The sequence below is a fragment of the Azohydromonas sp. genome (assembly GCF_035325925.1).
Lineage (GTDB): Bacteria > Pseudomonadota > Gammaproteobacteria > Burkholderiales > Burkholderiaceae_C > Calidifontimicrobium.
Map to the genome: position 1 here is coordinate 1 of NZ_DAOKZA010000075.1, position 9,671 is coordinate 9,671.

Consider the following 9,671-nt stretch of genomic DNA (forward strand, 5'->3'; position numbering starts at 1 on the left):
TCCTCGATCGTCTTGGTCGTGCAGTCGGGGAACGTGAGCAGCATCTTGGCGCACAGCTCCTCGACCTTGGCGTCGAGCAGCGACAGGTCGACCGTGCCGCGCTTCATCAGCGCCTTGCCCTCGGCCAGCGCGTCGCCTGTCTTGGCCTCGCCGTAGCAGAAGCGGCCGAACTCGTCGACCATGCGCTGCGTCTCGACGGTGGGGTTGGCGACGAACTTGCCGTCGACCTTGAGCGCGGGCACGACGTCGGTGAGCACGCCCATCTGGTAGGCCTTGTGCGCGCTGAACGGCTCGCACAGCACGCAGGCGGCCATCGCGCGCTCGGCGCCGACGACCACCGGCAGGAAGTCGGTGGCGCCGCCGATCGGCGCCGAGCCGTGCTTCGGCCCTGCCTGGCCGAAGCGCGCCAGGTCCTGCGCGACGCTGAAGTCGCAGGCCATGCCGATCTCCTGCCCGCCGCCGATGCGCATGCCGTTGACGCGGCAGATCACCGGCTTGTCGCACGCCAGGATCGCCGAGACCATGTCGTTGAACAGCCGCATGTACTGGCGGTACTCCTGCGGCTGGCCGGCGTAGTACTCTGCGTACTCCTTGGTGTTGCCGCCGGTGCAGAAGGCCTTGTCGCCGACGCCGGTGAAGACCACGCAGTTGACGTCGCGCGCGTTGCTGGCAGCGCGGAACGCCAGGATCACGCCCTTGACCATGTCGGTCGTGTAGCTGTTGTACTGGCCGGGGTTGTCGAGCCAGATCCAGGCGTTGTACAGGCCCGGCACCTCGCTGCCGTCGGGCCGGCGCGCCGGGCGCTTCTCGTAGCGCACGCCGGGCTTGGCGATGTCGTCGACGAGGTCGTGGTTCTTGAATTCGTGGGTCATCGGCTTTCCTCGGGAGGGTTCGGGGCCAGGGGAGCGACGGCGCTCAGGGCACCATGACGGCGCGGCGCGTGATCTCGCGCGCGTGCACGGCGTGGAACACGTCGTTGATGCGGTCGAGCGGGTGCGTCTCGACGAACGGCGCCAGGCGGACCTTGCCGTCGAGCACCAGGTCGAGCGCGGCCGGGTAGTGCTCGGGCGGGCAGCCCCAGTTGCCGATCGCGCGCGCGTCGAACGCCATCAGGTTCGACAGCCGCACCTCGACGCGGTCCATCGTGAAGCCGACCACCGACAGCGTCGCGCCGTGCACCAGCAGGTTGAACGCCGTGGTTTGGCCCGCCGCGGTGCCCGAGCACTCGAAGATCTTCCACTCGGTGCCGCGCAGGCCGCGCTGCCTCGCGAACTCGGACACCGCCTTCTTCAGCGCCTTCGCGTCGAGGTCGCGCGCGTTCAGCGCCAGCGCCGCGCCGCCTTCGGCGACGATCGCGTCGAGCTTGCGCGCGTCGACGTCGACCGCGACGACCTGCGCGCCGAAGGCGCCCGCGATCTGCACGCAGTAGCCGCCGACGCCGCCCACCCCGATCACCACCGCGACGTCGCCCGGTTCGACGCCGGCGCGACGCACCGCCTGGTACGGCGTGGTCAGCGCGTCGGCGACGATCGACACCTGCGGCAGCGTCAGGCCGGCGGCCGCCAGCCGCCGCTCGTCGACCGGGCACAGCCCGCGCGCCGGCACCACGATGTGCGAGCCGAAGCCGCCGGGGATGTCGTTGCCCGGCATCTTCTGCGCGCGGCAGATCGTCGCCAGCCCGCGGCGGCACAGGTCGCACTCGCCGCACGGCAGCACCGCCGGCACGATCACCGCGCGGCCGAGCCAGTCGGCGGCGCCCTCGCCGGCTTCGACGACGCGCCCGCTGATCTCGTGGCCCAGCGCCAGCGGCAGCGCGTGGTTGGTGCGCACGCCGTCGTAGTAGTAGCCCAGGTCGGTGTGGCACACGCCGCAGCCGGCGATCGCGACGACGACCTCGCCGGCGCCGGGGGTGGCGACGAAGTCCTCGCGCACCAGCGGGGCGCCGGGGGCGGTCATCTGCCAGCGGTGGGCGGCGGTGCTCATCGTGCGTGTCTCCGGGCCGGGTCGATGCAAATATGGTAATGCGGTACCGAAATGCGGCAATGAGGGATTCTGAGCACGGTTTTCGGCGCGACCTTTGATCTGAGTCAGAGGAGCGATCGCCGCGCGCCGTTTCACTTCACGCATCGAAAACGCGGAGGCAAGCGTGAACACCCAGGTCCCGATGTCCACGGCGCACACACCGGCGCGCACGTTCTCGATCGCGATCGCCGGCAGCGGCGGCGCCGGCGTGATGACGGCCGGCACGCTGCTGCTCGACGCCGCGGCGCGTGCCGGCCTGTACGGGCTGATGGTGCGCACCAGCGGCCCGCAGATCCGCGGCGGCGAGGCCGCGGCGCTGTTGCGCCTGGGCCCGCAGCCGCTGGCGTCGCTCGACGACAGCTTCGACCTGCTGCTGGCGGTCGACTGGCAGAACCTCAACCGCTTCGCCGACGAGATCCCGCTGCACGCCGCGAGCCTGCTCGTCGGCGACGCCGACGAGGGCGAGGCGCCCGAGGTGTTCCGCGCCAGCGGCGCGCGCGCCGTCGCGCTGCCGCTGAAGAAGCTCGCCAAGACCGCCGGCGGCTGGGTCAACATGGTCGTGCTCGGCTACGCCGGCACGCTGGCCGGCGTCGGCGCCGACGCGCTCGAGGCGGCGCTGCGCGCGAGCTGGAAGCGCAGCGCCGACGCGCTCGAGAAGAACCTGGCCGCGCTGCGCGAAGGCATCGCGCAGGCCACCGCGCTCGACGGCGCGCGGCCGCAGCCGCTGCCCGCGGCGGCGACCGGCGGCCAGGGGCGCTGGCTTCTGTCGGGCAACGAGGGCGCGGGCGCAGGCGCGATCCGCGCCGGCGTGCGTTTCGTCGCCGCGTACCCGATCACCCCGGCCACCGAGCTGCTCGAGTGGATGGCGCCGGCGCTGGCCGAGGTCGGCGGCACGCTGCTGCAGGCCGAGGACGAACTGGCGTCGGTGAACATGATCGTCGGCGCCAGCTTCGGCGGCGTGCCGTCGCTGACCGCCACCGCCGGCCCGGGGCTGGCGCTGATGGCCGAGGGCATCGGCCTGGCGGTGGCCGCCGAGGTGCCGATCGTCGTCGTCGACGTGATGCGCGGCGGCCCGTCGACTGGGATCCCGGCCAAGAGCGAGCAGTCCGACCTGTCGTTCGCCGTCGACGGCCTGCACGGCGACGCGCCCCGGCTGGTGCTGGCGCCGACGTCGATCGCCGACTGCCTGCCGACCACCGAGTGGGCGGTGCACCTGGCCGAGGCGCTGCAGGCGCCGGCGCTGGTGCTGTCCGACCAGTTCATGGGTCAGTCGCGCTGCGTCATCGACCGCCCGCCGCCGCCCGGCGAACCGGCGCGCCGCCTGACCGCCGCGGCGAACCCGGCCGAGCCGTACCGGCGCTACCTCGACACGCCGTCGGGCGTGTCGCCGATGGCGGTGCCGGGCACGCCGGGCACCGTCTACACCGCCGACGGGCTCGAGCACAGCGAACGCGGCATCCCGAGCAGCCAGGCCGCCGACCACCGCAAGCAGCTCGCCAAGCGCGAGCGCAAGCTGATGCAGCACGACTACGGCGCGCGCTGGGCCGACGTCGAGGGCGACGCCGAGCTGGCGATCGTCACCTTCGGCTCGACCACCGGCGCGGTGCGCGAGGCGATCGCGCGCGCCGCCGCGCAGGCGCTGGCGCTGCGGCTGGTCGCGCTGCGCCTGATCGCGCCGCTGCGCGAGGACGCGCTGGCGCAGGCGCTGCAGGGCGTGCGCGAGGTGCTGGTCGTCGAGCAGAACCACGGCGGCCAGCTGCTGCGCTACCTGCGCAGCCGTGCCGATCTGCCGGGCCGCCCGCGCGGGCTGCACCGCGCCGGGCCGCTGCCGCTGCGCCCCGGCGAGCTGGCCACCGCCTTCGTCGACTGGGCCGCGTCGGTGGCCCGCCAGGAGATCCACGCATGAACGACATGACGGTGCCGGCGGTGCTGACCGCCGCCGACTACAAGTCCGACTACAAGCCGATCTGGTGCCCCGGCTGCGGCGACTACACGGTGCTCGGCTCGGTGACCAAGGCGCTGGCGATGCTGCAGCGCCCGCCGCACGAGATCGCGGTGGTCTCGGGCATCGGCTGCAGCTCGCGCATCCCGGCGTACACCAACTGCTACGGCTTCCACGGCGTGCACGGGCGCGCGCTGGCCGCCGGCACCGGGCTGAAGGTCGCGCGCCCCGACCTGACGGTGGTGGTGGCCGGCGGTGACGGCGACGGCTACTCGATCGGCGGCAACCACTTCCTGCACGCCTGCCGGCGCAACGTCGACCTCACGTACATCGTGATGGACAACCACGTCTACGGCATGACCAAGGGGCAGGCGTCGCCGACCACCGAACCCGACTGGGACAACAAGCTCTCGCCCGGCGGCACCGGCATCCGCTCGTTCCACCCGCTGGTCATCGCGCTGGCATCGGGCGCCAACTTCGTCGCGCGCGCGTTCTCGGGCGACCCGAACGGCACCGCCGAGGTGATCGCGCAGGCGATCCGCCACCCGGGCTTCTCGTTCGTCGAGATCCTCAGCCCCTGCGTGACCTTCCGCCCCGAGCAGCGCGAGTGGAAGAACCACGTGCACCGCGCCGCGGTGCCCGAGACCGACGACCCGGCACGCGCCGCGCGCCGGATCATGACCGACGACGGCTTCAACCTCGGCGTTCTCTACGCCGGCAGCCGTGCCGTCTACAACAGCCGCACGCGCGACACCCGCGCGACCGTGGCGCAGATCGAAGAGAAGGAGTTTGCACTGTGAGCCCGCTGCAGACGATCGAGGACCTGATGTCGCAGGCGCTCGCGATCGAGCGCGAGGCGGTGTCGCGCTACAACGAGCTGGCCGACATCATGGAGACGCACAACAACGCCGAGGTGGCGGCGCTGTTCCGCCAGATGGCGCAGTACGAGCAGCACCACGTGCAGCACATCCTGGCCGACATGGGCTGGGCCGACGACGTCGTCGCGCCGCGCAGTGGCGGCATGTGGACGACGCCCGAGGCGCCCGAGACCGTGGCTTTCGAGGACGTGCACTACCTGATGCACCCGTGGCACGCGCTGAAGCTCGCACTGCAGGCCGAGGAACGCGCGCAGGCCTTCTTCGACGACCTGGCGCGCCGGGCGTCGACCGACTCGATCCGCCGCGCCGCCGAGGAGATGCGCGACGAGGAGGCCGAGCACGTCGCGCTGGTCAAGGCCTGGCTCGAGAAGGTGCCCAAGCCCGACGACGACTGGGCCGACGACCCCGACCCGCCGCGATACATCGATTGATCACCCCCGCAGCGCCCTCGGCGCCTCCCGCGCGGGCGATGCCGGGGTGCCTGCAGCCCCCGCGGGGCGCCGCCGGTGGGCCGGGCGAACCGGATCCGCGGCGGCCGCCACTGCGGCGCCGCCGCCCGCGACGCTCCCGGCTGCCCCGCGTCGCTGAACGAACGGAGAACCACTGACATGGACGTCCTGCTGCCCCCGGGCTGGAAACCGCCGATCGGCTACGCCAACGGCATCGCGGTCGACGCCGGCCGCATCGTGTTCATCGCCGGCCAGGTCGGCTGGAACGCCGACCAGGTGTTCGAGTCCGAGGACCTGGTGCCGCAGTTCGAGCAGGCGCTGAAGAACGTGCTGGAGGTGCTCACGCAGGCCGGCGGCCGCCCCGAGCACGTCTGCCGCATCACCGCGTTCTGCTGCGACAAGCCCGGCTACCTCGCGGTGCGCGGCCAGCTCGGCGGCATCTGGCGCCGGCTGATGGGCAGGCACTACCCGGCGATGAGCATGATCTTCGTCTCCGACCTGCTCGACCATCCGGGCAAGATCGAGCTCGAGGCCACCGCGGTGGTGCCCCGCGCGGGCTGACGGTGATGCTGCAGATCGTCATCCAGGGCCGCGGCGGCCAGGGCGCGCAGACCGCGGGCAACCTGCTCGCCGCGGCGCACTTCGCCGCCGGACGCGAGGTGCAGTGCTTCGCCACCTACGGCGGCGCGCGGCGCGGCACGCCGGTGAGCTCGTTCATCCGTGTCGACGACCGACCGGTGCGCGTGCGCTGCGACATCGAGCGCGCCGACGCGATCCTGTGCTTCGACGCCAGCCTGCTCGCCGGCGCGCTGCTCGCCGCCGCCGACGCGCACACGCTGATCGTCGTCAACTCGGCGCGCGGCGCCGAAGCGTTCGCCGAGTCGCTGCCGGGCCGGCGCGTGATCCCGCTCGACGCGCTGGCGATCTCGCGCCGCCACGGGCTGGGGGGCATCGTCAACTCGGCGCTGCTCGGCGGGCTCGCGCGCGCCGTCGGCGCGCCGGCACTGCCGGTGCTCGCGGCGACGCTGCGCGAGCGCTCGCCCAAGCTCACCGACGAGAACGTCGCCGCGTGCGAGGACGGCTGGCGCGCGGTCGACGCGCTGCTCGGCGTGGAGGCCGCGCGATGAACGCCCCCCTGCCCACCGCCGCCGTGCCGCCGACCTGGACCACCGGGTCGACCGAGGTGTTCAAGACCGGCACCTGGCGCGCCGCGCTGCCGCGCCACATCCGCGCGCCGTCGCCGTGCCACCAGGCCTGCCCGGTCAACGGCGACATCGCCGAGTGGATCGGGCTGGCACGCACGCGCCAGTGGCGCGCCGCGTGGGACGTGCTGACGCGGCACAACCCGTTCCCGGCGATCGCCGGACGCATCTGCCACCACCCGTGCGAGAGCGCGTGCAACCGCGCCGGCCACGACGAGGCGCTGTCGATCTGCAAGCTCGAACGTTTCGTCGGCGACACCGCGATCACCGAGGGCTGGGCCTTCGCGCCGCCGGCGGTCGAGCGCGACGGCCACGTCGCGGTCGTCGGCGGCGGGCCGGCCGGGCTGTCGGCGGCGTTCCAGCTGCGCCGGCGCGGCTGGCGCGTGACGCTGTACGAGGCCGGCGCCGAGCTCGGCGGGCTGATGCGCCACGGCATCCCGTCGTACCGGCTCGCGCGCGACGTGCTCGACGCCGAGATCGCTCGCATCGTCGCGCTCGGCGTCGAGCTGCGCTGCCACACGGTGCTCGCCGGGCCCGACGACCTGCAGCGGCTGCGCGAGACGCACGACGCGGTGTTCGTCGCCACCGGCGCGGCGCGGCCGAAACGACTGCCGCAGCTCGACTACCGCCGGCCCTGGGTGGTCGACGGCGCCGGCTACCTCGCGGCGGCCAACGCCGGCACCCCGCCGGCGCTGGGCCGGCGCGTGGTCGTCGTCGGCGGTGGCAGCGCGGCGATCGACGCGGCGCGCAGCGCGCGGCGCGCCGGGCACGCGGTGACGCTGCTCGCGCTCGAGTCGCGCTCGCAGATGCCGGCGCAGCGCGAGGAGGTCGACGAGGCGCTCGACGAGGGCATCGCGCTGGTCGACGCGGCGATGCTCGACGCCGCCACCTGGAGCGACGGTGCGCTGCGCCTGGACTGCGTGCGCGTGCGCTTCGAGCCCGGTGCCGAACGCGGGCGCTTCAGCATCTCGCGCGTCGACGGCAGCGGCTTCGCGATCGCCGCCGACGCGGTGATCACGTCGATCGGCGCCGACCCCGACCTGAAGGTGTTCGGCGACGCGTTGCCGGCGCAGGGTGCGCTGCTCGCCGCCGACGCGCGCACGCAGGCCACGGCGCAGGCCGGCGTGTGGGCCGGCGGCGACGTCGCGAGCATGGCGCGCTTCGTCACCGAGGCGGTCGGCATGGGCAAGCGCGCGGCGCTGGCGATCCACCGCCAGCTGCTCGGCGAGGCGGCACCCGAGGTCGACGCCGAGGCGGTGGTGCCACTGGCGGCGATCGCCACCTGGTACCACGCGCCCGCGCCACGTGCGGCGGCGCGCACGCTGCCGGCCGCCGCGCGGCTCGCCGCGGGCGCCGAGGTGCAGCTCGGCCTGGAGATCGAGCAGGCGCTGGCCGAGGGCGAACGCTGCTTCTCGTGCGGTACCTGCATCGAGTGCGACAACTGCGTCGTCGTCTGCCCCGACCTCGCGGTGCGGCGTGCCGACGGCGGCGGCTACGAGGTGCTCGGCGACTACTGCAAGGGCTGCGGGCTGTGCGTGCGCGAGTGCCCGACCGGGTCGATGAAGATGCTCGAGGAGACAAGATGACGATCACGGTGGCCGCCCCCCGCGTGCTGATGACCGGCAACCACGCCGTGGCCTGGGGCGCGCGGCTGGCGCGGCCGAAGGTCGCGCCGGTCTACCCGATCACGCCGCAGACGCCGGTGCTCGAGTTGCTGACCGAGTTCCAGGCGCGCGGCGAGTTCGACGCCGAGATCATCACCGTCGAGAGCGAGCACTCGGTGATGTCGGCGTGCATCCCGGCGTCGCTGGCCGGCGTGCGCGTGTTCACGGCCACGGCGTCGCAGGGGCTGCTGCTGATGCACGAGCTGCTGCACTACGCGGCCGGGGCGCGCGCGCCGATCGTGATGGCCAACGTCAACCGCACCGTCGCGTCGCCCTGGGCCTTCTGGCCCGACCAGACCGACAGCCTGGCGCAGCGCGACACCGGCTGGATCCAGTACTACGTCGAGACCGCGCAGGAGGCGCTCGACACCGTCGTGCAGGCCTACCGCGTCGCCGAGCAGGTGCTGCTGCCGGCGATGGTCAACCTCGACGCGTTCTACGTGTCGCACGCGATGGAGCCGGTGGCGATTCCCCCGCAGGCCGCCGTCGACGCGTACCTGCCGCCGTTCGACCCGCCGCACCGGCTCGACACGACGAAGGTCGAGTCGTGGGGCAACGTGGTCAGCCAGGACATGTTCTTCCGCCACCGCCAGGCCGCCGAGCAGGCGATGCAGCGCGTGCCGCAGCTGGCCGCCGACGCCGACCGCGACTGGTGCGCCGCCACCGGCCGCGGCTGGGGCGTCGTCGAGCGCTACCGCTGCGACGGCGCCGCGGCCGTGATCGTGACCATGGGCAGCATGTGCGGCACCGCGCGCGACGCGGTCGACGCGCTGCGCGACGCCGGCGAGGCGGTCGGGCTGGTCAAGCTGCGACTGTTCCGCCCGCTGCCGGTGGCGGCGCTGCGCGCCGCGCTGGCCGGCGTGCGCGACGCCGTCGTGCTCGACCGCAACCACTCGCCGGGCGCGGGCGGCGTGCTGCACCAGGAACTGCGCGCGGCGCTGTACGGCGTCGACGGCGCGCCGCGCGTGCACGGGCTGCTCGCCGGCGTCGGCGGCGTCAACGTGCCGGTGGACAAGATCGTCGGCTTCGTGCGCGACGCCGTCGGCGCCGCGCCGCAACCCGAATCGCTGTGGGTGCGCTGACCATGCAGAGCCTGACCCTGAACCACGAAGATGCGATGCTGTGCTCGGGCCACGCCGCGTGCCCGGGCTGCATCGACGCGCTGTCGGTGCGCCACGTGCTGGCCACGCTGGGGCCCGACACGATGGCCGTCGTGCCGCCGTCGTGCATGGCGATCATCGCCGGCCCGCAGCCGTACAGCTCGCTGAAGATCCCCGTCTACCAGCCCACGCTCGAGGCCAGCGCCGCCGCCGCGTCGGGGCTGCGTCGCGCGCTCGACGCGCAGGGCAGGCGCGACACCACGGTGGTCGTGCTCGCCGGCGACGGCGGCACCTACGACATCGGCTTCCAGTGCCTGAGCTCGGCCGCCGAGCGCAACGAGGACTTCATCTACGTGTGCCTCGACAACGAGGGCTACATGAACACCGGCGCGCAGAAGTCGTCGTCGACGCCGC

At 73.6% G+C, this 9,671-nt stretch carries 10 protein-coding genes; 8 read left to right on the forward strand and 2 right to left on the reverse strand.

The genetic code is table 11. The features are described from left to right. Both oah and had read right to left on the reverse strand, forming a co-directional pair. Window positions 1-872 (reverse strand): 6-oxocyclohex-1-ene-1-carbonyl-CoA hydratase (gene oah, locus PKC53_RS17705; RefSeq protein WP_324431036.1); only part of this gene is annotated, 872 nt, incomplete at its 3' end. 43 nt (window positions 873-915) lie between these two features. After that, entirely contained in the window at window positions 916-1,983 is a 1,068-nt protein-coding gene (gene had, locus PKC53_RS17710) for a 6-hydroxycyclohex-1-ene-1-carbonyl-CoA dehydrogenase (RefSeq protein WP_324431038.1), read from the reverse strand. Window positions 1,984-2,146: 163 nt separating this feature from the next. Here had and PKC53_RS17715 point away from each other — a divergent pair, with 163 nt between their 5' ends. The 8 genes from PKC53_RS17715 to PKC53_RS17750 all read left to right on the forward strand — a co-directional run. Beyond that, window positions 2,147-3,928, forward strand: a complete 1,782-nt coding sequence (locus PKC53_RS17715) for a 2-oxoacid:acceptor oxidoreductase subunit alpha (protein ID WP_324431040.1) — start codon at window positions 2,147-2,149, stop codon at window positions 3,926-3,928. Beyond that, window positions 3,925-4,764 (forward strand): 2-oxoacid:ferredoxin oxidoreductase subunit beta, encoded by an 840-nt coding sequence (locus PKC53_RS17720; RefSeq protein ID WP_324431042.1) that lies wholly within the window; start codon window positions 3,925-3,927, stop codon window positions 4,762-4,764. The genes PKC53_RS17715 and PKC53_RS17720 overlap by 4 nt, the downstream gene beginning before the upstream one ends. Next, window positions 4,761-5,273 (forward strand): ferritin family protein, encoded by a 513-nt coding sequence (locus tag PKC53_RS17725; RefSeq protein WP_324431044.1) that lies wholly within the window; start codon window positions 4,761-4,763, stop codon window positions 5,271-5,273. Before PKC53_RS17720 ends, PKC53_RS17725 begins: the two co-directional genes overlap by 4 nt. A gap of 177 nt (window positions 5,274-5,450) precedes the next feature. Continuing rightward, window positions 5,451-5,852 carry a RidA family protein gene (locus tag PKC53_RS17730; protein WP_324431046.1) on the forward strand — a complete coding sequence of 134 codons (402 nt, stop codon included), beginning with the start codon at window positions 5,451-5,453 and terminating at the stop codon, window positions 5,850-5,852. A 5-nt stretch (window positions 5,853-5,857) separates the two neighbouring features. Then, the gene (locus PKC53_RS17735; RefSeq protein ID WP_324431048.1) at window positions 5,858-6,418 is read left to right on the forward strand and encodes a 2-oxoacid:acceptor oxidoreductase family protein; all 561 of its coding nucleotides are present in this window, start codon (window positions 5,858-5,860) and stop codon (window positions 6,416-6,418) included. After that, window positions 6,415-8,079, forward strand: a complete 1,665-nt coding sequence (locus PKC53_RS17740) for an FAD-dependent oxidoreductase (RefSeq protein ID WP_324431050.1) — start codon at window positions 6,415-6,417, stop codon at window positions 8,077-8,079. Before PKC53_RS17735 ends, PKC53_RS17740 begins: the two co-directional genes overlap by 4 nt. Beyond that, the gene (locus tag PKC53_RS17745; RefSeq protein ID WP_324431051.1) at window positions 8,076-9,239 is read left to right on the forward strand and encodes a transketolase C-terminal domain-containing protein; all 1,164 of its coding nucleotides are present in this window, start codon (window positions 8,076-8,078) and stop codon (window positions 9,237-9,239) included. The genes PKC53_RS17740 and PKC53_RS17745 overlap by 4 nt, the downstream gene beginning before the upstream one ends. A gap of 2 nt (window positions 9,240-9,241) precedes the next feature. Beyond that, window positions 9,242-9,671 (forward strand): thiamine pyrophosphate-dependent enzyme (locus PKC53_RS17750; RefSeq protein WP_324431053.1); only part of this gene is annotated, 430 nt, incomplete at its 3' end.

What these genes read in the sequence shown, in the direction of transcription:
- PKC53_RS17735 (WP_324431048.1), top strand. Translation starts at nt 5,858, where the DNA reads ATGCTGCAGATCGTCATCCAGGGCCGCGGCGGCCAGGGCGCGCAGACC.
- PKC53_RS17720 (WP_324431042.1), top strand. Translation starts at nt 3,925, where the DNA reads ATGAACGACATGACGGTGCCGGCGGTGCTGACCGCCGCCGACTACAAG.
- had (WP_324431038.1), bottom strand. Translation starts at nt 1,983, where the DNA reads ATGAGCACCGCCGCCCACCGCTGGCAGATGACCGCCCCCGGCGCCCCG.
- PKC53_RS17740 (WP_324431050.1), top strand. Translation starts at nt 6,415, where the DNA reads ATGAACGCCCCCCTGCCCACCGCCGCCGTGCCGCCGACCTGGACCACC.
- PKC53_RS17730 (WP_324431046.1), top strand. Translation starts at nt 5,451, where the DNA reads ATGGACGTCCTGCTGCCCCCGGGCTGGAAACCGCCGATCGGCTACGCC.
- PKC53_RS17745 (WP_324431051.1), top strand. Translation starts at nt 8,076, where the DNA reads ATGACGATCACGGTGGCCGCCCCCCGCGTGCTGATGACCGGCAACCAC.